The sequence below is a fragment of the Pseudomonas sp. S2_C11 genome, from assembly GCF_054668395.1.
This window is the reverse complement of the sequence record NZ_CP162765.1, coordinates 3,182,025-3,205,116: the sequence shown is the minus strand read 5'-3', so window position 1 is coordinate 3,205,116 and position 23,092 is coordinate 3,182,025. Positions and strand designations below refer to the sequence as shown.

Sequence of the window (23,092 nt, the reverse complement as noted above, 5' to 3'; positions counted from 1 at the left end):
GCTCTGTTGCCAGTCTGTGCAGCGGCCGGTTCAGGGCAGCAGTTTTTTCAGATCCTCCAACCCCACCGGCCGGCTATGCAGATAGCCCTGATACAAATGGCATTCCAGCCCCTGTAAAAATGCCAGTTGCGCGGGCGTCTCCACGCCTTCGGCAATGACTTCCAGCTCAAGGCTGCGCGCCATCGCGACAATTGCGCGAATGATCTCCGCGACATTGGAGTCAGTGGTTGCATCGCGGATGAACGACTGGTCGATCTTCAGGGTGTCTACCGGTAGCCGCTTCAAATACGTCAGCGATGAATAACCGGTGCCGAAATCGTCCATGGCGAAGCTCACGCCGAGCTTTTTCAGGCGGCGCATTTTGCTGATGGTGTCTTCCAGATTCTGAATGACTATGCCTTCGGTGATTTCCAGTTTCAGTAGCGAGCAGGGCAGGCCGTGGCTGGTCATGCTGTGTTCGATGCGTTCGACGAAATCGTTCTGGCGGAACTGCCTCGGGCTGATGTTCACGCACAGGCTGAAGTTCAGCGGGTCAACGAGTTTCAACGCGATCAATTGTTTGAAGGCGTTACAGGCTTCATCGAGGATCCAGGTGCCGACTTCGAGAATCAGGCCGCTATCTTCCAGCACCTTGATGAACTCGGTGGGCGATTGCGCACCAAGTTCGGGATGGTTCCAGCGCACCAGGGCTTCGGCGCCGATGATGCGGTTGTCGCGGGCATCGACCTGTGGCTGAAAATGCACGTTGAACTCGCCGCGCGACAGCGCCAGGCGGAGGTCGGTCTCCATGCGCAGGCGTTCGCTGGCCGCTTTCTGCATGGTGTTGTGATACATCTGCGTGGTGTTGCGCCCGGAATCCTTGGCCCGGTACAGCGCGATGTCGGCGCGTTTGAGCAGGTCGGTCGGGGTCGAGCCGTGATCGGGAATCAGCGCCACGCCAATGCTCGGCGTCACTTGCAGGCGCTGGCCATCGAGGAACATCGGCTCCGAAAGCAATTCGCGAATGGTGTCGGCCAGCGCGCGCACTTGTTCGCTGACTTCACTGCGCGAACCTTCGAGGCCGCTGAGCAACACCACGAACTCATCGCCACCGAGGCGAGCTACCGTGTCTTCCATGCGCACGCTGGCTTCGAGCCGCGCGGTGATGATTTTCAGCACGGTGTCGCCGACCGGGTGACCGAGGGAATCGTTGATGTGCTTGAAGTGGTCGAGGTCGAGAAACAGCAAGGCGCCGCGCAGATTGTGGCGCTTGAGCAGGGCGATCTGCTGACTCAGGCGATCCATCAGCAGGGCGCGGTTGGGCAGGTTGGTCAGCGGGTCGTGATAGGCCAGGTGACGAATCTGCGCTTCGGCGTTCTTCAACAGGCTGACATCGCGCGCGGTCAGCAGCAGGCACGCGGTTTCATTGAGGGTGATCGGCTCGACCGAGACTTCCACCGTGAGCAATTCGCCGCGCTTGTTGCGCCCGAGCATTTCCTGATGATGCACGCGGCCCTTGATCTGTAACTCGGCGAGTAAGGTCGAGCGCTGTTTCTCTTCGGCCCAGATCCCCACCTGATAAACGGTTTTGCCCACCACTTCGTCGGCGCGATAGCCGGTGAGGCGACAGAAGCCGTCGTTGACCTCCAGATAACGCCCGGTGTCGCGCTCGGTGATGGTGATGGCGTCGGGGCTGGAGTGAAACGCCTTGGCGAATTTTTCTTCGCTGGCCTTCAGCGCTGCTTCCGAGCGTTGTTGCTGGGTGATGTCGCGCAGGGTGGTGACGATGCACGGCTGGTCGCCGACGCTGATCTGCCGGCTGGAAATCACGCAGGTCAGCGACTGGCCGTCCTTGTGCTGGACGAGAATGGCCACGTTGCTCAGGCCTTGTTCGCGAATCACCCGTTCGATGCGTTGCAGGCTCTTCGCCGAGGCGTCCCACAGGCCGATTTCCTCGGCGGTGTGGCCAATCACATCGGCGGCGCTCCAGCCAAAGGTCTGGCTGAAGCTCGAATTGATCTCGATGAATTCCCCGGTTTCCTGGCGCGTCACGCAGATCGGATCGGGGCTGACCTGAAACAGCGTGGCGAATTTCTCTTCCGAGGCTACCAGCCGCTGCTCGCGCTCGACCTGATCGGTGATGTCCAGCAACGTGCCGGCCATGCGCAGCGGTGCGCCGTTGTCGTCGCGATAGAGTCGCGCGCGGCTTTCCAGATAGCGCGAGCTGCCGTCGGGCAATTGCACGCGATAGGTCAGTTGATAATTGCCGGCGGGGCCTTCGCGCAGGCTGCGGTAGGCGTCGCGCATGCTGTCGCGTTCCTCGCCCGGCACGCCTTCGAAAAACTCCTCGAATGATTCATGGAATGGAATCGGCTCCAGCCCGTGCAATTGCGCAGCGCGCGCCGATCCGTAGAGCATGCCGCTGGGGATGTGCCAGTCCCAGGTGCCGAGTTGCGCCGAGTCCAGCGCCAGGTCGAGGCGTTCCTGGCTGTCCTTCAAGGCCAGTTCGGCGGCTTTGCGTTCGGTGGTGTCGAGGAACGTGCTGAGCAGATAGGGCTGGCCTTCGAGCTCGACCTTCTGCGCGCTGAGGATGCCGTCGTGCACTTGGCCGTTGCTGGCGCGAAACTGCACTTCCATGCTGATCAGCTCGCCCTTGGCTTTGGTTTTTTTCACCAGTTCGGCGCGTTGCTCGGGATGCACCCACAGGCCCAGTTCCAGGGTGGTGCGGCCGATTGCGCTTTGCACCGGCCAGCCAAACAGGCTTTCGAAATACTGGTTGGCCTCGCTGATCAGACCGTCATCCTGACGGGTCAGCAGAACCATGTTCGGGCACAGGTGGAAAAGTGTCGCGAAACGTTTCTCCGAGCTGCTCAGGGCCTGCTCGCGCTGGCGTTGGTGGGTGATTTCGCGAATCACCCCGATCATTCGGGGCCGGCCGTTCTTGTCTGGCAGCAGGCTGCCGCTGATCTCCAGCCAGTGCAGGCTGCCGTCGGGCCAGCGAATACGGTGATGCATCGCCTGCTCCAGCGGGGCGCCGGCGATCACCGCGTGGAAAGCACGCACGGTTTTCGCACGGTCTTCCGGCGGCAACAGGTCGAGGTATTCCAAATCGGCGGGTAATGGCTGCCGTGGATCGAAACCGAACAATGCCTGAGTGCCCCGCGACCAGCTGATCTGCCCGCGCTCGATGTCCCAATACCAGGCACCGAGCCGCGCGCCGTTGAGCGCGGCGAGCAATTGCGGCGCGCTTTCCCAGCTCTGCTCGGAATGGCGCGGATCGACAGCCTGGATTCGCGGCATCGGCGGAGTTCGGTCAACAGATTTCGGCATTGTCAGCGGGCCTTGAGCTGAGTGGCGTGAGGCACAGGAGCGGCTCTATAGGAGTAGCACAAGTCAGGCCGGGATCCCTGGCCGATCGATTTGTGCATCCAGCAGGGCCATGAAGGCGCGTGCTGCATTCGATAGCGTCCGTTCGGTGTGCAAGATATAGCCTAGCTGGCGAGTGAGCTGTATGCCCGGCAATGCGATGCTTGCCACTTGTTCGTCGAGCATGGTGCGCGGCAGCACGCTCCAGGCCAGGCCGATGGAGACCATCATCTTGATGGTTTCCAGATAGTTGGTGCTCATGGCGATGTTCGGCGTCAGGCCCTGGGCTTCGAACAAACGCTGGACGATGTGGTGGGTAAACGTGTTGCCGCCGGGGAAAACCGCCGGATGACCGGCGATGTCCGCCAGACTGACGGCGCCGTTGTTGATCAGCGAATGCTCCGGGGCGACGACGAAATCCAGCGGGTCGTCCCACACCGGCGTGGCTTTGACCAGGGTGTGCGGCTCTGGCGCGAGGGTGATGACCGCCAGTTCTGCGCGGCCGTGGAGAATTTCCTCGTAGGCCACTTCCGAATCAAGGAACTGAATATCCAGCGCAACCTGTGGGTAGCGGCGGGTGAACTCCCTTAATAGAGGCGGCAAGCGATGCAGGCCGATGTGGTGACTGGTGGCCAGGGTCAGGCGGCCACTGACCTCGCCGGTCAGGTTGGTCAGGGCGCGGCGGGTGTCGTCGAGCACATTGAGAATCTGATAAGCCCTTGGCAGCAGGGCGCGACCCGCCTCGGTCAGACCGACTTCGCGACCCAGTCGATCAAACAGGCGTACCTTCAATTGCTGCTCAAGCCCGGCGATGCGCTTGCTGATCGCCGGTTGGGTCAGATGAAGGCGTTCGCCGGCGCCGGAGAAGCTGCCGGTCTCGGCGATGGCAATAAAAGCATTCAGGTTAGCCAGATCCATGTCGCATTCCAGTTGGTTATCCAAAGCATAAAAAATATGAATTTGAGTTATTTAATCTAACCCCATAGGATCGGCCTCACAAGCCAAAGGGTTATTGATGAGCCCAGGGCATAGAAACAAGCTGATGAGGAACCGTCTGATGGCCGGCAAAACGCTCTACGACAAGCTCTGGGATTCGCATTTGGTCAAGCAGCGCGACGATGGCTCGGCGCTGATCTACATCGATCGTCACATCATCCACGAAGTGACTTCGCCGCAAGCTTTCGAAGGCTTGCGTCTGGCCGGGCGCAAGCCTTGGCGCATCGATGCCAACATCGCGACCCCGGACCACAACGTACCGACCACTCCGGAGCGCAAGGGCGGGATCGAAGCCATTGCCGATCAGGTTTCGCGTTTGCAGGTGCAGACCCTCGACGACAACTGCGATGAATACGGCATCGTCGAATTCAAGATGAACGACGTGCGTCAGGGCATCGTTCACGTGATCAGCCCGGAGCAGGGCGCAACCTTGCCGGGCATGACCGTGGTTTGCGGTGACTCGCACACTTCGACCCACGGCGCATTCGGGGCATTGGCCCACGGTATCGGTACATCTGAGGTCGAGCACGTGCTCGCCACCCAGTGCCTGGTCGCCAAAAAAATGAAAAACATGCTGGTGCGCGTCGAAGGCCAATTGCCGTTCGGCGTGACCGCCAAGGACATCGTCCTTGCGGTGATCGGCAAGATCGGCACCGCCGGCGGTAACGGCCATGCCATCGAGTTTGCCGGCAGCGCGATCCGCGACTTGTCTGTCGAAGGCCGCATGACCATCTGCAACATGTCCATCGAAGCCGGCGCCCGCGTCGGCCTGGTGGCGGCGGATCAGAAGACCATCGACTACGTCAAAGGTCGTCCATTCGCGCCGAAGGGCGAGCAGTGGGACATGGCCGTCGAAGCCTGGAAAGACCTGGTCTCCGACGCCGATGCCGAATTCGACACCGTGGTCGAGTTGGACGCCGCGCAGATCAAGCCGCAAGTCAGCTGGGGCACTTCGCCTGAGATGGTTTTGGCTGTTGATCAGAACGTGCCGGACCCGGCCAAGGAAATGGATCTGGTGAAACGTGACTCGATCGTTCGCGCCTTGAAATACATGGGTCTGACCGCCAATCAGGCGATCACCGACATTCAGCTTGATCGCGTATTCATCGGTTCCTGCACCAACTCGCGCATCGAAGACTTGCGCGCCGCTGCGGTCATCGCCAAGGGCCGCAAGGTCGCCTCGACCATCAAGCAGGCGATCGTCGTGCCGGGCTCGGGTCTGGTCAAGGCTCAGGCCGAAGCCGAAGGGCTGGACAAGATTTTCCTCGAAGCCGGTTTCGAATGGCGCGAGCCGGGCTGCTCGATGTGCCTGGCGATGAACCCGGACCGTTTGGAGTCCGGCGAGCATTGCGCCTCGACTTCCAACCGTAACTTCGAGGGCCGTCAGGGCGCCGGTGGCCGTACCCACCTGGTCAGCCCGGCCATGGCGGCAGCAGCAGCGGTGAACGGCCGTTTCATCGACGTTCGTGAATTGATCCAAGGAGCACAGTAAAGATGAAGGCATTTACTCAGCACACTGGTCTTGTCGCGCCTCTGGATCGTGCCAACGTCGACACCGATCAGATCATTCCCAAGCAGTTCTTGAAGTCGATCAAGCGCACCGGTTTCGGTCCGAACCTGTTCGACGAGTGGCGTTATCTGGATGTCGGCCAGCCGTATCAGGACAACTCCAAGCGCCCGTTGAACAAGGATTTCGTCCTCAACGCCGAGCGTTATCAGGGTGCCAGCGTATTGCTCGCCCGCGAGAACTTCGGCTGCGGCTCGAGCCGTGAACACGCGCCGTGGGCGCTGGAAGAGTACGGTTTCCGCAGCATCATCGCGCCGAGTTACGCCGACATCTTCTTCAACAACAGTTTCAAGAACGGCCTGCTGCCGATCATTCTCAGCGATGCAGAAGTTGATGAACTGTTTAAGCAGGTTGAAGCCGAGCCGGGTTATCAATTGCAGATCGACTTGCAAGCGCAGACCGTGACCCGCCCGGATGGCAAGGTGTACAGCTTCGAGATCGATGCGTTCCGCAAGCACTGCCTGCTCAATGGTCTGGACGATATCGGCCTGACCTTGCAGGACGGCGATGCGATTGCGACGTTTGAAGCCAAGCATCGGGTTAGTCAGCCGTGGTTGTTTCGCGACGCTTGATTCGGGATTGATGTAGTCAGGGCGGGCCTCTTCGCGAGCAGGCTCGCTCCCACAGGGAATGTATTTCAAATAACACTGCTTACAGGATGTGATCCATGACCAGCACCGCCCAACACACTCAGGTCGTACAAAAGCAATTCGGTGAACAGGCCGCCGCCTACCTGAGCAGCGCCGTGCACGCTCAAGGCACCGAATTCGCATTGCTGCAGGCTGAGCTGGCCGGGCAGGGCGAGGCTCGTTTGCTGGACTTGGGTTGCGGCGCAGGCCATGTCAGTTTCCACGTCGCTCCATTGGTCAAGGAAGTGGTGGCTTACGACCTTTCGCAGCAAATGCTTGATGTGGTTGCCGGCGCTGCCGTCGATCGCGGCTTGAGCAATATCATTAGCGTCAAGGGTGCTGCCGAGCGCTTGCCGTTCGCCGATGGCGAGTTCGATTTTGTGTTCAGCCGCTATTCGGCGCATCACTGGAGCGACCTCGGTCTCGCCTTGCGCGAAGTGCGCCGGGTGCTGAAGCCGGGCGGGGTGGCAGCGTTCGTTGATGTGTTGTCACCGGGCAGTGCGTTGTTCGACACTTACCTGCAAAGCGTTGAAGTGCTGCGCGACACCAGCCATGTCCGCGACTACTCCGCCGCCGAGTGGCTGCGCCAGGTCAGCGAGGCCGGTCTGCATGTGCGCAGCACCACCCGTCAGCGCCTGCGTCTGGAGTACAGCAGTTGGGTCGAGCGCATGCGCACACCTGACGTGATGCGCGCGGCGATCCGCCAGTTGCAGCAGTCGATGGGCAACGAAGTGCGTGAGTATTTTGAGATAGATGCCGACGGCTCGTTCAGTACCGATGTGATCGTACTGATGGCCGAGCGATAAGAATTTTTCCCGGCGCGCCGTTCACTGGCGCACCGCTTGAAGACACGAGGAAAGCATGAGCAAGCAGATTCTGATTCTCCCGGGTGACGGTATTGGTCCGGAAATCATGGCCGAAGCGGTCAAGGTGCTGGAATTGGCCAATGACAAGTACAGCCTGGGCTTCGAGCTGAGCCACGACGTGATCGGCGGCGCGGCCATCGACAAGCATGGCGTGCCGCTGGCCGACGAAACCCTTGATCGCGCCCGCGCTGCCGACGCCGTGCTGCTGGGCGCGGTCGGTGGCCCGAAATGGGACACCATCGAGCGTGACATCCGCCCTGAGCGCGGCCTGCTGAAAATCCGCGCGCAACTGGGCCTGTTCGGCAACTTGCGCCCGGCGATCCTCTATCCGCAACTGGCCGACGCGTCGAGCCTGAAACCGGAAATCGTTGCCGGTCTGGACATCCTCATTGTCCGTGAGCTGACCGGCGGCATTTACTTCGGCGCGCCGCGTGGCACCCGTACGCTGGACAACGGCGAGCGTCAGTCCTACGACACGCTGCCGTACAGCGAAAGCGAAATCCGCCGCATCGCCCGTGTCGGTTTCGACATGGCCATGGTTCGTGGCAAGAAGCTCTGCTCGGTGGACAAGGCCAACGTCCTGGCATCCAGCCAGTTGTGGCGCGAAGTGGTCGAGCAAGTGGCCAAGGATTACCCGGAAGTCGAACTGAGCCACATGTACGTCGATAACGCCGCCATGCAGTTAGTGCGCGCACCCAAGCAGTTCGACGTGATCGTCACCGACAACATGTTCGGCGACATCCTGTCTGACGAAGCGTCGATGCTCACCGGTTCGATCGGCATGCTGCCGTCGGCCTCGCTGGATTCCAACAACAAGGGCATGTACGAGCCGTGCCATGGTTCGGCGCCGGACATTGCTGGCAAAGGCATTGCCAACCCGCTGGCGACGATCCTGTCGGTATCGATGATGCTGCGTTACAGCTTCAATCTGCACGACGCTGCCGATGCCATCGAAAAAGCCGTCAGTGTCGTGCTCGATCAGGGCTTGCGCACTGGCGACATCCACTCGGCCGGTTGTACCAAAGTCGGTACGCAGGAAATGGGCGACGCAGTAGTCGCCGCGCTGCGGAATCTGTAATCTCTCGGGCCCGCTGCGAAATTCAATACAAAGCAGCGGCCCACTTTTCAAGAAGGTGTAGTTGCGATGAAACGTGTAGGTCTGATCGGTTGGCGCGGGATGGTCGGTTCCGTGCTCATGCAGCGGATGCTGGAAGAGCAGGATTTCGATCTTATCGAGCCGGTGTTTTTCACCACGTCCAATGTCGGTGGCCAAGGCCCGTCCGTGGGCAAGGACATTGCTCCGCTCAAGGACGCTTACAGCATTGACGAGCTGAAGACCCTCGACGTGATCCTGACCTGCCAGGGCGGCGACTACACCAGCGAAGTATTTCCCAAGCTGCGCGAAGCCGGCTGGCAGGGTTACTGGATCGACGCGGCGTCGAGCCTGCGTATGAACGATGACGCGGTGATCATTCTCGATCCGGTCAACCGCAAGGTCATCGACCAGCAACTGGACGCGGGCACCAAGAACTACATTGGCGGCAACTGCACCGTCAGCCTGATGCTGATGGGTCTGGGCGGTCTGTTCGAGGCCGGTCTGGTCGAGTGGATGAGCGCCATGACCTATCAGGCGGCCTCCGGTGCCGGCGCGCAGAACATGCGTGAACTGATCAAGCAGATGGGCGCGACCCACGCCGCTGTCGCCGATCAACTGGCCGATCCGGCCAGCGCGATCCTCGACATCGACCGTCGCGTGGCCGAAGCCATGCGCAGCGACGCGTACCCGACCGAAAACTTCGGCGTACCGCTGGCCGGCAGCCTGATCCCGTGGATCGACAAGGAACTGCCGAACGGCCAGAGCCGCGAAGAGTGGAAGGCCCAGGCCGAGACCAACAAGATCCTCGGTCGCTTCAAGAGCCCGATCCCGGTCGACGGCATCTGCGTGCGCATCGGCGCCATGCGCTGCCACAGCCAGGCGCTGACCATCAAGCTGAACAAAGACGTACCGATCGCCGATATCGAAGGGCTGATCAGCCAGCACAACCCTTGGGTCAAGCTGGTACCGAACAACCGCGAGATCAGCATGCAGGAGCTGAGCCCGACCAAGGTCACCGGCACCCTGAATGTACCGGTCGGTCGTCTGCGCAAGCTGAACATGGGTTCGCAATTCGTCGGCGCCTTCACCGTCGGCGACCAACTGCTGTGGGGCGCGGCCGAACCGCTGCGCCGCATGCTGCGGATCCTGCTGGAGCGTTGATCGCTTGAAGCATTGAAGAAGCCCGTGCCTTGTGAGAGGTGCGGGTTTTTTTATGCCAAGGATTTCTCCGGTGTCTGTACTGCCTTTTTCGCGAGCAGGCTCGCTCCCACATTGAAATGCGGTCCCTGTGGGAGCGAGCCTGCTCGCGAAAGGGCCGGTCCAGCCGCCGCAAATCCTGCAGAAATTGCCTGCGCGCCACCCACCCGGTAAAGTGCCGCTCCCCCCGTTTTGCCAGAGGTAGCTCCATGACCCAGACTTTCGATATCGCCGTTATCGGCGCCACCGGTACTGTCGGCGAAACCCTCGTACAGATTCTCGAAGAACGCGACTTCCCGGTCGGCAATCTGCACCTGCTGGCCAGCAGTGAATCGGCCGGCAGCTCGGTGCTGTTCCGCAACAAAAACGTCCGCGTGCGCGAGGTCGACGAGTTCGATTTCAGCAAGGTCAGACTGGTGTTCTTCGCCGCCGGCGCTGCTGTGTCGCTGAGCTACGCCGCCCGCGCCCATGCTGCCGGTTGCTCGTTGATCGACTTGTCCGGCGCCTTGCCCGCCGATCAGGCGCCACAAGTGGTGCCCGAGGCCAATGCCGATATTCTCGCCAGTCTGAAAAGCCCATTCCAGGTCAGCAGCCCAAGCCCGTCTGCGACGACGCTTGCGGTGGTGCTGGCGCCGTTGCTCGATCTGCTCGATCTGCAATACGTCAACGTCACCGCCAATCTGGCCGTTTCGGCACAAGGCCGCGAGGCAGTCACCGAGCTCGCGCGGCAGACCGCCGAGCTGCTCAACATGCGCCCGCTGGAGCCGACGTTCTTTGATCGGCAGATGGCGTTCAACCTGCTGGCACAAGTCGGTACGCCTGATGCGCAGGGCCACACGCTGCTGGAAAAACGATTGGTTCGAGAGCTGCGCCAGGTTCTGGCAAAACCTTTATTGAAGATTTCTGCCACTTGCGTTCAAGCCCCGGTGTTTTTTGGCGATAGCTTTAGCGTGACCTTGCAGTCAGGCAGCGCTGTTGACCTGGAAAAGGTCAACGCAGCGCTTGAGGCTGCACCGGGCATCGAGCTGGTCGAGGCCGGTGATTATCCGACCGCGGTCGGCGATGCGGTGGGGCAGGACGTGGTCTACGTAGGCCGCGTGCGGACGGGCGTCGACGACCCGGCGGAACTAAATCTTTGGCTGACGTCAGATAACGTACGCAAAGGCGCGGCGCTCAACGCCGTGCAACTGGCTGAGTTGTTGATAAAAGACCTGCTGTAAAAGATACTTGGCAACAATTTGTCGACTGATTCTAGGTGAGCGCTATGCTTGCCCGAAGCGCGTCGATGACGAGTCACCCTCCGGGACTTTCCGGGGCAGCACCGAAATGATCGCGCGCGGCGACCCCCGTCGTCGCGCGCAATGCCTTACGGCAGCGGTATTCAAAAGCTTCTCGCTGGCCGAGGAACGTTCAAACAAAGGATGAGGCTATGGTTCAAGTTCGCAAACTGGTGTTAGCAATAGCGGCCGCCTCGGCGCTGTCCTCCGGTATGGCGCATGCCCTCGGGCTCGGGGAGCTGACCCTGAAGTCGACCCTGAACCAGCCGTTGGTGGCTGAAATCGAGCTGCTCGACGTCAAGGATCTCACCGCTGCCGAAGTGGTGCCGAGCCTGGCTTCCCCTGAAGATTTCGCCAAGGCCGGCGTCGACCGTCAGGCTTTTCTCAATGACCTGACGTTCACCCCGGTGCTCAACGCCAACGGCAAAAGCGTGTTGCGCGTGACCTCGAGCCAACCGCTGTCGGAACCGATGGTGAAGTTCCTCGTGCAGGTGATGTGGCCCAATGGCCGCTTGTTGCGTGATTACAGCGTGCTGCTCGATCCGTCGAAATTCTCGCCGCAGACCGCAGACGCCGCCGCGCAACCGGCGCCGTCGCAGACCATCACCGCGCCAACCACTGGCGCCACCCATCGCAATCAATACACCACCACGCCGCGCGATACCCTGTGGGAAATCGCCGCGAAGGCGCGCAACGGCGGCTCGGTGCAGCAGACCATGCTGGCGATTCAGGCGCTCAATCCGAATGCCTTTATCGACGGCAACATCAACCGTCTGAAAACCGGCCAGGTGCTGCGTCTGCCGGACCCGGTACAAAGCACAGCGCTGCCGCAGTCGGCTGCCATCGCTGAAGTGGCGGCGCAGAACGAAGCCTGGCGTCAGGGCCGTCGTTACGTAGGCAAGCCTGGCACCGGTCAGCAGCAGCTGGATGCGACCAATCGTGGCCGTGGCAATACCGGTGCAGCGGCCAACACCCAGGACAATCTGAGCTTGGTCTCGGCGGAAAGCGCCAAGCCCGGTGCGAAAGGCCCGGCCGGCGACGCCAAGGCGCTGAGCAACAAACTGGCAATCACTCAGGAAAACCTCGACACGACCCGTCGTGACAACGAGGAACTGAAAAGCCGCATGGCTGATCTGCAGAGCCAGTTGGACAAGCTGCAAAAGCTGATCGAGCTGAAGAACAATCAACTGGCGAAGATGCAGGCCGACGGCGCCGGCGCTGCGCCTGGCGCCACTGCTGCTGTGCCGCCGGTGCCGGCGATCACTGCCGAACTGGCCGCAACACCGCCAGCCACCCCGGCCGACGCCGCAGCGGCTTCACCGACTCCAGAGTCGGCCATCGCGCCGCCAGCGGAAACCCCGGTTGAGCCAGTCGTCGAGCCGGTGGTCGAAACTACGCCGCCTGCTGCCGCCGATGACGACAAAGCCTTCAATGAGCTGCTGACCAATCCGATCCTGCTCGGCCTGATCGGCGGCGGTGCGATTGTTCTGCTGCTTCTGCTGTTGCTGCTGGCACGCCGTCGCAAAGCCCAGCAGGAAGCCGAAAAGCACCTGCGCATGGCCCGCGCTCTGGCTGAAGAGCAAGAGTTCTCCGCTGAGCAGGATCTGCCGGAAAGCAGCTTCTCCGGCCTGGAAACCCCGGCAGCCAGCGTCAAGCTCAACACGCCAGCTCCGGCACCTGCGCCAGCCCCTGCACCGGTCGTCACTCCGGTGGTGATGGCTGCGCCGATTGCCGCACCACTGGTGGCCCCGGCCGGCGAACGCTCTGATGATGTGCTCGACAAAGCGCAATCGCACATCAATGCCGGCCGCCTTAATCAGGCCGCTGCGCTGCTGGAAGAGGGCGTCAGCCTTGAGCCGGAACGCAGCGATCTGCGCCTGAAGCTGATGGAAGTCTACGGTCAGCAGGGCGACCGCGATGCGTTCGTTGCGCAAGAGCGTCAACTGGTGGCCAATGGCGATAACTTCGCCAAGGTCGAAGCGCTGAAAAGCCGCTTCCCGGCCATGGCTGTGGTCGCTGCCGGTGGGCTGGCAGCTGCCGCCGTCGCTGCCGAACTGGACGCGCAGTACGTCAAGGAATTGCTGCAAGACGAGCCGCAAGCGCCCGAGGCTGCCGCTGACGATCTCGACACCGCGTTCGATTTGAGCCTGGACGACCTCGACAACATCACCCCGGTCGATCCTGCGCCAGCGGTCGAGCCAGAAGCGCCTGTCGAGCTCGACGCGTTTCCGGCCGAAGACGATCTGAGCTTCGCTTCGGTGCTGCAAGAGCAGACCGAGATGAAAGACAATCTCGACGATCTGTCGGACTTCGATCTGGACATGGATCTGGGCGCCGAACCATCGCCGGCCACGTTGGCTGAAGATGACTTCCTGCTGGATCTTGACGACGGCGTGAAGGACTTGCCGCCGGTCGAGACGCCGGTAGTTGCTGACGTGCCGCAGGACGATCTGGAACTCCCAGCCGATTTCGACCTGTCGCTTGCCGACGAAATGGACACCAACCCAGCCGCCGAGCCGGACGCCTTCGCGGCCGAGCTCGACGACGTCAATGCCGAGCTGGATCGCCTGTCGCAAAGCATTGCCGAGCCGAGCTTCACCGAAGCGGACGCTGCGTTGGGCGATGATCTGGGCGAAGACGATTTCGACTTTCTCGCCGGCACCGACGAAGCAGCGACCAAACTCGATCTGGCCCAGGCTTACATCGACATGGGCGACGCTGACGGTGCGCGTGACATCCTCAACGAAGTGTTGACCGAGGGTGACGAGAAGCAGCGGGGCGAGGCCAAGGAAATGCTTTCCAACCTGGCGTAAGTTCAGCGGTAAACAACAAGCGGCAGCCCGGTGGGGCTGCCGTTTTTGTTTGTGCCGGATGAAGGGTTGTGAGTGCCGTCGTCATCGCTGGCAAGCCAGCTCCCACAGGTTGGGTGCACGCCGCAAATCAATGTGGGAGCTGGCTTGCCAGCGATGGCGGCAGATCATGCGATAGAGAACTCTGGCATCCCCGGCCCACCGCCTTATAATGCCCGCCTTTGCAAATCAGCAGGCTGTCCCACCTTGGCAAACATAGATAACCCGGTCGCCGAAATGGCGCCCGACGGCTTTTACCGCGTCGCGCTGGGCGTTGAGTACAAAGGCTCGCGCTACAGCGGCTGGCAACGGCAGCTGACCGGAGTGGCGACGGTGCAGGAAGAGCTTGAAAAAGCCCTGTCGAAAGTCGCCAATTCGCCGGTTTCCCTGCAATGCGCCGGGCGTACCGATGCCGGCGTGCATGCCTGCGGCCAAGTGGTGCACTTTGACACCCAGGTTGATCGCTCGCTGAAAGCCTGGGTCATGGGCGCCAATATCAATCTGCCCCACGACATCAGCGTCAGTTGGGCCAGGGTCATGCCGGCGCATTTTCATGCGCGCTTCAAAGCCATTGCCCGGCGTTATCGCTATGTGATCTACAACGATCAGATCCGCCCGGCGCACCTCAATGAAGAAATCACCTGGAATCACCGTCCGCTCGACGCCGAGCGCATGGCCGAGGCCGCGCAGTACCTGATTGGTACCCACGACTTCAGTGCGTTCCGGGCCGGTCAGTGCCAGGCAAAGTCGCCGATCAAGAAGATGCATCACCTGCGCGTGACCCGTCACGGCAAGATGATCGTGCTCGACATTCGGGCCAACGCGTTCCTGCATCACATGGTGCGCAATATCGCTGGTGTGCTGATGACCATCGGTGCCGGTGAGCGTCCGGTGGAGTGGATGAAGGAAGTGCTGGAAAGTCGCGAGCGTCGCTCCGGCGGGGTCACGGCGCATCCCTACGGGTTGTATCTGGTGCAGGTCGAGTACCACGACGAATTTCCGTTGCCCGAGCGCTTTATCGGGCCACATTTCCTTACGGGTTTCTCCGAACTTGACGGCTGACGCCCTCGAACGCTTTTGTTACCATCCGGGACGTTTTCGGATTTTGCCTTGAGGTTTTCCTGACATGTCAGCCGTTCGCAGCAAGATCTGCGGCATTACCCGCATCGAAGATGCGCTGGCCGCCGTCGAAGCCGGTGCCGACGCGATCGGCCTGGTGTTTTACGCCAAGAGTCCGCGAGCGGTGAACGTGCAGCAGGCGCGGGCGATCATCAAGGCGCTGCCGCCGTTCGTTACCACCGTGGGGCTGTTCGTCAATGCCAGTCGTTGCGAGCTGGGGGAAATCCTCGATGCGGTGCCGCTGGATCTGCTGCAGTTCCATGGCGACGAAAGTGCGGAGGAGTGTGAAGGCTGGCATCGTCCGTACATCAAAGCGCTGCGGGTCAAGGCGGGTGATGACATTGCTGCTGCCTGCGATGCCTTTCCCGGCGCCAGTGGCGTGCTGCTCGACACCTATGTCGAAGGGGTGCCCGGTGGAACCGGCGAGGCGTTTGACTGGTCACTGATTCCGCAACACTTGAGCAAACCGCTGATTCTGGCCGGCGGCCTGACGCCGGAGAACGTTGCCGACGCGGTAGCACGGGTCAAACCCTACGCGGTGGATGTCAGCGGCGGGGTAGAAGCGAGCAAAGGCATCAAGGATCACCACAGGATTCGCGCATTCATCAACGCGGTGCGCGGCAATACATCGTCGATGTGACGGCTGGCAGTCTGCCGCCGTCCATCAATGCACTTGCACAAAGCAGGCGCGGCTGAGGGTTGCTGAATCGTCGCAGGTCATGTTCCGCGCTGACCGCCACTGTTCGGCAACCATCGCCACACACATGAATTTAGCTCAAGGGCATACGCGGGGCTGCGAACCAGAGCGTTCGGGCCGCCGGTACTGGAGAAAGAAAGCATGAGCAACTGGTTAGTAGACAAACTGATCCCTTCGATCATGCGCTCGGAGGTCAAGAAGAGCTCGGTGCCTGAAGGTCTGTGGCACAAATGCCCGTCCTGCGAGGCGGTGTTGTACCGTCCGGAGCTGGAAAAGACCCTGGACGTTTGCCCCAAGTGCAACCATCACATGCGCATCGGCGCACGTGCGCGCATCGACATTTTCCTCGACCCGGAAGGCCGCAACGAACTGGGTGCTGACCTGGAGCCGGTTGACCGTCTGAAATTCCGCGACGGCAAGAAGTACAAGGATCGCCTGGTTGCCGCGCAAAAGCAGACCGGCGAAAAAGACGCGCTGATCTCGGTCAGCGGTACCTTGCTGGGCATGCCGGTAGTGGTTTCGGCATTCGAATTCAACTTCATGGGCGGTTCCATGGGCGCCATCGTCGGTGAGCGCTTCGTTCGCGCTGCCAACTACGCACTGGAAAACCGCTGCCCGATGATCTGCTTCGCCGCCTCCGGTGGTGCACGCATGCAGGAAGCGCTGATCTCGCTGATGCAGATGGCCAAGACTTCGGCCGTGCTTGCGCGTCTGCGTGAAGAAGGCATTCCGTTCATTTCCGTACTCACCGACCCGGTCTACGGCGGCGTTTCCGCCAGTCTGGCGATGCTTGGCGACGTCATCGTCGGCGAACCGAAAGCCCTGATCGGCTTCGCCGGTCCGCGGGTAATCGAGCAGACCGTGCGCGAGAAACTGCCGGAAGGCTTCCAGCGCAGCGAGTTCCTGCTCGAGCACGGCGCGATCGACATGATCATTCACCGTCAGGAATTGCGTCCGCGTCTGGGTAACCTGCTGGCACAGATGACCGGCAAGCCGACGCCGAAGTTCGTCGCCGCGCCGATCGAACCGATCGTGGTGCCGCCGGTGCCTGCCAACGTATGACCCAGCGCACCCTTGGTGAATGGCTCGCCTACCTTGAGCAGTTGCATCCGTCGGCCATCGACATGGGCCTGGAGCGTTCGCAACAGGTAGCGTCCCGCATGCGGCTGGGCCAGCCGGCGCCTCGGGTGATCACGGTCACCGGCACCAACGGCAAGGGTTCGACCTGCGCGTTCGTGGCTTCATTGCTGCGTGCGCAGGGCCTGAGCGTTGGTGTCTACAATTCTCCGCACCTGCTGCGTTACAACGAGCGGGTGCAGCTCAACGGCGTCGAAGCCACTGACGTGCAGCTCTGCGAAGCCTTTGCTGCGGTCGAGGCGGGCCGCGGCGACACTTCCCTGACTTACTTCGAAATGGGCACTCTGGCAGCGTTCTGGCTGTTCCAGCAGGCGGCGCTTGACGCTGTGGTGCTTGAGGTCGGGTTGGGCGGGCGTCTGGATACCGTCAATGTGGTCGATGCCGATATTGCGCTGGTCACCAGCATTGGCGTCGATCACGCCGATTATCTGGGCGATACCCGCGAATCCGTGGCCTTCGAGAAGGCCGGAATTTTCCGCCAGGGCAAGCCTGCTCTGTGTGGCGACCTGAATCCTCCGCAACCACTGCTCGACAAGGCGCACGAACTGGCTTGCCCGTTCTTCCTGCGTGGACGCGATTTCGATCTTGGCTTCACCGAGCAGCATTGGCAGTGGCGCGGCACCGATGCCCTAGGCCAAGTGGTCGAGTTGCGCGACTTGCCGCTGCTCGATCTGCCGATGGAAAACGCCGCGCTGGCGCTGCAAGCTTATCTGCTGACAGGTTTGCCGTGGAATGCCGAACAGATTGTCCCTGCATTGCAGGCGACGCGCGTGGTCGGACGCCTCGATCGTCGGTCATTCGAATGGAATGGCAAGCGCCTGAACGTTTTGCTTGATGTTGGTCACAACCCGCACGCCGCTGAGTATCTCGCCCGGCGTCTGGCCGCGCGGCCGCCGGTTGGCAAGCGTCTGGCGGTGTTCGGATTGCTGGCCGACAAGGATCTGGATGGTGTTGTTGGCGAATTGAATGCTAGTGTCGCGCATTGGGCTGTCGCGCCGCTGGATTCGCCGCGCGCGCGTCCGGTGGCTGAGCTTGAGGCCGCGCTGCAGAACCTTGGTGCTTCGGTTACGTCCTATGCCAGCGTTGCGGCCGCTCTGGAAGGGCAGTGCGCGATTGCGACCAGCGACGACGAGATTCTCTTGTTCGGATCATTTTATTGTGTCGCCGAGGCCCTTGAATGGCTGGCCCGGCGCTCCACGGAGGAAGCGGCAAATGGCTTTGCTGGATAAAGCGTACAAGCAGCGCATGGTTGGCGCGCTGGTGCTGGTGGCGCTGGCGGTGATCTTCCTGCCGATGCTGTTTTCCCGTCAGGACGAGCAGCGTCAGGTGACCGTCGAGGCCCCGGCTGCGCCTCAGCCTTCGTCCATGCCGCAAGTGCAAATGGACCCGGTCGCCGTGCCCGAGCCGCAAGCCTTGCCGCAAGAGCCTGTGCCGACTGACGAAGAAGTCGCTGAAGAAGCTGCGCCCGCTGCACCGGCCACCCCGGCCGCCCCGGCCGCCCCGGCACCGACCATCCCTGCGCAAATTGCCCGTCCGGCAACGCCGCCGCCAGTGGCCAAGCCAATTCCTGCGCCGGCCCAGCCGATCACATCGGCAACGAGCAAGTCGGATACCACGCAGAGCCGCGTCGATGCCAACGGTCTGTCGGTGAGCTGGTCGGTGCAACTGGCCAGTCTGTCGAGCCGCGCCAGCGCCGAAAGCCTGCAGAAGAACCTGCGCAGCCAGGGCTATAACGCCTACATTCGTTCTGCCGATGGCAAGAATCGGGTGTTCGTCGGTCCGCTGATCGAGCGTGCCGAAGCCGATCGTCTGCGCGATCTGCTGAGTCGTCAGCAGAACCTCAAGGGCTTCGTTGTCCGTTTTCAGCCTGAACGTGGCTGAAATCTATCACCTCGATTGAAAAGCACTGACAATCGCAGCTTACCGACAGCCATGCGCTCTGCTAAAATGCGCCGCCTTATCCGTCTGTAGGCTGCACTGTGCCATTTACCTGGGTTGACTGGGCGATCGTTGCAATCATCGCCATCTCCGCTTTGATCAGTCTGAGCCGCGGCTTCGTAAAGGAAGCTTTATCGCTGCTGACCTGGATCATCGCAGGAGCGGTTGCCTGGATGTTTGGTGGCTCACTGTCCGAGTACCTCGCCGGATACATCGAAACCCCGTCGGCTCGCGTGATCGCGGGCTGTGCCATCATGTTTGTCGCCACACTGATCGTGGGCGCAATGATCAATTATCTTATCGGCGAGTTGGTTCGCGTCACCGGGTTGTCCGGGACTGATCGATTCCTCGGCATGGCCTTCGGCGCAGCGCGTGGCGTGTTGCTGGTGGTCGTGGCGGTCGGGCTGTTGAGCCTGGGGCCGGTACAGCAGGACGGCTGGTGGAAAGAATCACAGCTCGTGCCCAAGTTTCTATTGGTCGCCGACTGGTCCAAAAACCTGATACTCGGGTGGAGCAGTCAGTGGCTTGCCAGCGGAATCAGCGTACCCGCTGAGATTCCGTTCAAGGAGCAGCTCTTGCCGACGGCGAAAACGCCTCAGTGAGTGCTGTTCAGTTCAGATCCATTAAGTAGGGGTTGCGTCGCATGTGTGGCATCGTCGGTATCGTCGGTAAGTCGAACGTCAATCAGGCGCTGTATGACGCGCTAACCGTGCTCCAGCACCGCGGCCAGGACGCTGCCGGTATCGTGACCAGCCATGATGGCCGGTTGTTCCTGCGCAAGGATAATGGCCTGGTGCGTGACGTGTTCCAGCAGCGTCACATGCAGCGTCTGGTCGGCCACATGGGTATCGGCCACGTCCGTTACCCGACTGCCGGCAGCTCGACGTCGGCCGAAGCCCAGCCGTTCTACGTCAACTCGCCGTACGGCATCACACTGGCGCATAACGGTAACCTGACCAACGTTGAACAGTTGGCCAAAGAGATTTACGAATCCGATCTGCGTCACGTCAACACCAGTTCCGATTCGGAAGTGCTGCTCAACGTATTCGCCCACGAGCTGGCCCAGCGCGGCAAGCTGCAGCCGACCGAAGAAGACGTGTTCGCCGCCGTGACCGACGTGCACAACCGTTGCGTTGGTGGTTACGCCGTTGTGGCGATGGTCACCGGTTACGGCATCGTCGGTTTCCGCGATCCGCACGGCATCCGCCCGATCGTGTTTGGCCAGCGACACACCGACGAAGGCGTCGAGTACATGATCGCCTCGGAAAGCGTTTCGCTGGACGTGCTCGGTTTTACCCTGATTCGCGACCTGGCCCCGGGTGAAGCGGTCTACATCACTGAAGACGGCAAGCTGCACACCCGTCAGTGCGCAACCAACCCGTCGCTGACCCCGTGCATTTTCGAACACGTCTACCTGGCGCGTCCGGACTCGATCATCGACGGCGTGTCGGTTTACAAGGCGCGTCTGCGCATGGGCGAGAAGCTTGCCGAGAAGATCCTGCGCGAGCGCCCTGAACACGATATCGACGTGGTCATCCCGATTCCGGACACCAGCCGTACCGCAGCGCTGGAGCTGGCCAATCACCTGGGCGTGAAATTCCGCGAAGGTTTCGTCAAGAACCGTTACATCGGTCGCACCTTCATCATGCCGGGCCAGGCTGCGCGCAAGAAGTCGGTACGCCAGAAGCTCAATGCCATCGAGCTGGAATTCCGTGGCAAGAACGTCATGCTGGTCGATGACTCGATCGTGCGCGGCACCACCTGCAAGCAGATCATCCAGATGGCCCGCGAAGCTGGCGCGAAAAACGTCTACTTCTGCTCGGCGGCACCTGCGGTGCGCTTCCCGAACGTGTACGGTATCGACATGCCGAGCGCCCACGAACTGATCGCGCACAACCGTTCGACTCAGGACGTGGCCGACCTGATCGGTGCAGACTGGCTGATCTATCAGGATCTGCCTGACTTGATCGAAGCGGTCGGCGGCGGCAAGATCAAGATCGAGCACTTCGATTGCGCAGTGTTTGACGGCAAGTACGTGACCGGTGACGTCGACGAGGCTTACCTGAACAAGATCGAACAGGCGCGCAACGATGCCTCGAAGGTCAAGACCCAGGCAGTCAGTGCGATCATCGATCTGTACAACAACTGAGTTTCCACCGGCCCTGAGGGGCCGGTTTTGTATCTGATATTTATTGTTCGAGAACAGCAAGGAGAGACAGCATGAGTCAGGAATGGGATGCCGGTCGGCTGGACAGCGACCTCGAAGGCGTAGCGTTCGATACCCTGGCCGTCCGTGCCGGTCAGCACCGCACGCCGGAAGGCGAACACGGTGACCCGATGTTCTTCACCTCCAGTTACGTGTTCCGCACCGCTGCCGATGCAGCGGCGCGCTTTGCCGGCGAAGTGCCTGGCAACGTCTATTCGCGCTACACCAACCCGACCGTGCGCGCGTTCGAAGAACGCATTGCCGCGTTGGAGGGCGCCGAGCAAGCCGTCGCCACGGCAACCGGCATGGCCGCGATCATGGCGGTGGTGATGAGCCTGTGCAGTGCTGGCGATCATGTGCTGGTGTCGCGCAGCGTGTTCGGCTCGACCATCAGCCTCTTCGAGAAATACTTTAAACGCTTCGGCGTCGAAGTCGATTACGTCCCGCTGGCCGATCTGTCAGCCTGGGACGCGGCGATCAAGTCCAACACCAAACTGCTTTTTGTCGAATCGCCGTCCAACCCGTTGGCCGAGCTGGTGGATATCGCCGCGCTGGCAGAAATCGCGCATGCCAAGGGCGCGCAGCTGGTGGTCGACAACTGCTTCTGCACCCCGGCGTTGCAGCAGCCGCTGAAGCTCGGCGCGGACATTGTCGTGCACTCGGCGACCAAGTTCATCGACGGTCAGGGTCGCTGCATGGGCGGCGTTGTCGCCGGTCGCGGTGAACAGATGAAAGAAGTGGTGGGTTTCCTGCGGACCGCCGGGCCGACCCTCAGCCCGTTCAACGCGTGGATCTTCCTCAAAGGCCTCGAGACCCTCAATCTGCGCATGAAAGCGCATTGCGCCAACGCTCAGGCGCTGGCCGAATGGCTGGAGCAGCAGGACGGCATCGAGAAAGTCCATTACGCCGGCCTCAAGAGCCATCCGCAGCACGAGTTGGCTCAGCGCCAGCAGAAGGGTTTTGGTGCGGTGGTCAGCTTCGAGGTCAAGGGCGGCAAAGAAGGCGCCTGGCGCTTTATCGATGCCACGCGGTTGATTTCGATCACCGCCAACCTCGGCGACAGCAAAACCACGATCACCCATCCTAGCACCACCTCCCACGGCCGTCTGGCGCCGCAGGAGCGTGAAGCGGCGGGGATTCGCGACAGCCTTATCCGCGTCGCGGTTGGTCTGGAAGATGTGGCTGACCTGCAGGCTGACCTGGCGCGCGGTCTGGCGGCATTGTGATCGAGTTGTCCACACCGGCGGCCAATACCCATGGCCGCGTGGCGCTGGTCACTGGCGCTGCACGCGGTATCGGCCTCGGAATTGCCGCCTGGCTGATCAGCGAAGGCTGGCAAGTGGTGCTGACCGATCTTGATCGGGTGCGTGGTTCGAAAGTGGCGAAGGTGCTCGGCGAAAACGCCTGGTTCATCGCCATGGACGTCGCCGAGGAAAATCAGGTCGCACTGGGCGTGGCCGAGGTGCTGGGGCAGTTTGGTCGCCTCGATGCGTTGGTCTGCAACGCGGCGGTGGCCGATCCGCACAACATCACCCTGGAAAGCCTCGATCTGGCGTATTGGAATCGGGTGCTGGCGGTGAATCTGAGCGGGCCGATGTTGCTGGCCAAGCACTGTGCGCCTTATCTGCGTGCGCACAACGGTTCGATCGTCAATCTGGCCTCGACCCGTGCGCGACAGTCGGAGGCGGACTCCGAGGCGTATGCGGCGAGCAAGGGTGGGCTGTTGGCGCTGACCCATGCGCTGGCAATCAGCCTTGGGCCGGAAATCCGCGTGAACGCAGTCAGTCCTGGCTGGATCGATGCGCGTGATCCCTCGGTGCGTCGCGCCGAACCGTTGGCCGATGCCGATCACGCCCAGCATCCGGCGGGCAGGGTGGGGACGGTGGAAGACGTGGCGGCGATGGTGGCGTGGTTGCTGTCGCGCAATGCGGGATTTGTCACCGGGCAGGAATTCGTCGTCGATGGCGGCATGACCAAGAAGATGATCTACGAGCAGTGAAAGGCAGCTTCAAGCTTCAAGCTGCAAGTTAAAGCAAGACGCTGGTGTGCCTGCTTTAGGTGATCCTGCTTTTTCTTGCAGCTTGCAGCTAAAACCCGTTTTTAAAAAAAACTCCAATCCTGCTATTGACTTAGCTTCGCCACCTGCGTAAATTTCGCGGCCTCGGAGATGCAA

At 61.3% G+C, this 23,092-nt stretch carries 18 protein-coding genes; 16 read left to right on the top strand and 2 right to left on the bottom strand.

Features of this window, described 5'->3' with window-relative positions; all coding sequences use genetic code 11:
- Positions 1–30: 30 nt before the first annotated feature.
- The gene (locus AB4N48_RS14590; RefSeq protein WP_024012383.1) at positions 31–3,309 is read right to left on the bottom strand and encodes a PAS domain S-box protein; all 3,279 of its coding nucleotides are present in this window, start codon (positions 3,307–3,309) and stop codon (positions 31–33) included.
- 63 nt (positions 3,310–3,372) lie between these two features.
- Positions 3,373–4,263: a LysR family transcriptional regulator gene (locus AB4N48_RS14585; protein ID WP_024012384.1), complete on the bottom strand. Its 891-nt coding sequence runs from the start codon at positions 4,261–4,263 to the stop codon at positions 3,373–3,375.
- Positions 4,264–4,402: 139 nt separating this feature from the next.
- On the opposite strand from AB4N48_RS14585, the gene leuC reads away from it, so the two are divergent.
- The 16 genes from leuC (at position 4,403) to AB4N48_RS14505 (ending at position 22,918) form a co-directional block, all read left to right on the top strand.
- On the top strand, positions 4,403–5,833 hold the full coding sequence (leuC, locus tag AB4N48_RS14580) for a 3-isopropylmalate dehydratase large subunit (RefSeq protein ID WP_039762041.1): 1,431 nt from the start codon (positions 4,403–4,405) through the stop codon (positions 5,831–5,833).
- A 2-nt stretch (positions 5,834–5,835) separates the two neighbouring features.
- Complete coding sequence (gene leuD / locus AB4N48_RS14575) at positions 5,836–6,480, top strand: 3-isopropylmalate dehydratase small subunit (RefSeq protein ID WP_024012386.1); 645 nt, start codon at positions 5,836–5,838, stop codon at positions 6,478–6,480.
- Positions 6,481–6,575: 95 nt separating this feature from the next.
- Positions 6,576–7,343, top strand: coding sequence for a class I SAM-dependent methyltransferase (locus tag AB4N48_RS14570; RefSeq protein WP_460093769.1), 768 nt, complete (start codon positions 6,576–6,578; stop codon positions 7,341–7,343).
- Between the two features lie 55 nt (positions 7,344–7,398).
- The gene (gene leuB, locus AB4N48_RS14565) at positions 7,399–8,481 is read left to right on the top strand and encodes a 3-isopropylmalate dehydrogenase (RefSeq protein WP_016773933.1); all 1,083 of its coding nucleotides are present in this window, start codon (positions 7,399–7,401) and stop codon (positions 8,479–8,481) included.
- Between the two features lie 66 nt (positions 8,482–8,547).
- The gene (asd, locus tag AB4N48_RS14560; protein ID WP_016773934.1) at positions 8,548–9,660 is read left to right on the top strand and encodes an aspartate-semialdehyde dehydrogenase; all 1,113 of its coding nucleotides are present in this window, start codon (positions 8,548–8,550) and stop codon (positions 9,658–9,660) included.
- A 245-nt stretch (positions 9,661–9,905) separates the two neighbouring features.
- Entirely contained in the window at positions 9,906–10,916 is a 1,011-nt protein-coding gene (locus AB4N48_RS14555; protein ID WP_095179494.1) for an aspartate-semialdehyde dehydrogenase, read from the top strand.
- Positions 10,917–11,125: 209 nt separating this feature from the next.
- Positions 11,126–13,786: a FimV/HubP family polar landmark protein gene (locus AB4N48_RS14550; protein WP_460093766.1), complete on the top strand. Its 2,661-nt coding sequence runs from the start codon at positions 11,126–11,128 to the stop codon at positions 13,784–13,786.
- A 273-nt stretch (positions 13,787–14,059) separates the two neighbouring features.
- Complete coding sequence (gene truA, locus AB4N48_RS14545) at positions 14,060–14,884, top strand: tRNA pseudouridine(38-40) synthase TruA (RefSeq protein ID WP_016773937.1); 825 nt, start codon at positions 14,060–14,062, stop codon at positions 14,882–14,884.
- Between the two features lie 64 nt (positions 14,885–14,948).
- The gene (locus AB4N48_RS14540) at positions 14,949–15,581 is read left to right on the top strand and encodes a phosphoribosylanthranilate isomerase (RefSeq protein WP_095179496.1); all 633 of its coding nucleotides are present in this window, start codon (positions 14,949–14,951) and stop codon (positions 15,579–15,581) included.
- Positions 15,582–15,779: 198 nt separating this feature from the next.
- Complete coding sequence (accD, locus tag AB4N48_RS14535; protein ID WP_016773939.1) at positions 15,780–16,700, top strand: acetyl-CoA carboxylase, carboxyltransferase subunit beta; 921 nt, start codon at positions 15,780–15,782, stop codon at positions 16,698–16,700.
- Entirely contained in the window at positions 16,697–18,004 is a 1,308-nt protein-coding gene (gene folC, locus AB4N48_RS14530) for a bifunctional tetrahydrofolate synthase/dihydrofolate synthase (RefSeq protein WP_460093763.1), read from the top strand. The genes accD and folC overlap by 4 nt, the downstream gene beginning before the upstream one ends.
- Positions 17,988–18,656: an SPOR domain-containing protein gene (locus AB4N48_RS14525; protein WP_460093761.1), complete on the top strand. Its 669-nt coding sequence runs from the start codon at positions 17,988–17,990 to the stop codon at positions 18,654–18,656. The genes folC and AB4N48_RS14525 overlap by 17 nt, the downstream gene beginning before the upstream one ends.
- Positions 18,657–18,754: 98 nt before the next feature.
- Complete coding sequence (locus AB4N48_RS14520) at positions 18,755–19,315, top strand: CvpA family protein (protein ID WP_016773942.1); 561 nt, start codon at positions 18,755–18,757, stop codon at positions 19,313–19,315.
- Positions 19,316–19,356: 41 nt separating this feature from the next.
- Positions 19,357–20,862: an amidophosphoribosyltransferase gene (gene purF, locus AB4N48_RS14515; protein WP_016773943.1), complete on the top strand. Its 1,506-nt coding sequence runs from the start codon at positions 19,357–19,359 to the stop codon at positions 20,860–20,862.
- 71 nt (positions 20,863–20,933) lie between these two features.
- Positions 20,934–22,145, top strand: coding sequence for an O-succinylhomoserine sulfhydrylase (locus AB4N48_RS14510; protein ID WP_016773944.1), 1,212 nt, complete (start codon positions 20,934–20,936; stop codon positions 22,143–22,145).
- Positions 22,142–22,918: an SDR family oxidoreductase gene (locus AB4N48_RS14505; protein ID WP_217879703.1), complete on the top strand. Its 777-nt coding sequence runs from the start codon at positions 22,142–22,144 to the stop codon at positions 22,916–22,918. The genes AB4N48_RS14510 and AB4N48_RS14505 overlap by 4 nt, the downstream gene beginning before the upstream one ends.
- Positions 22,919–23,092 lie beyond the last annotated feature (174 nt).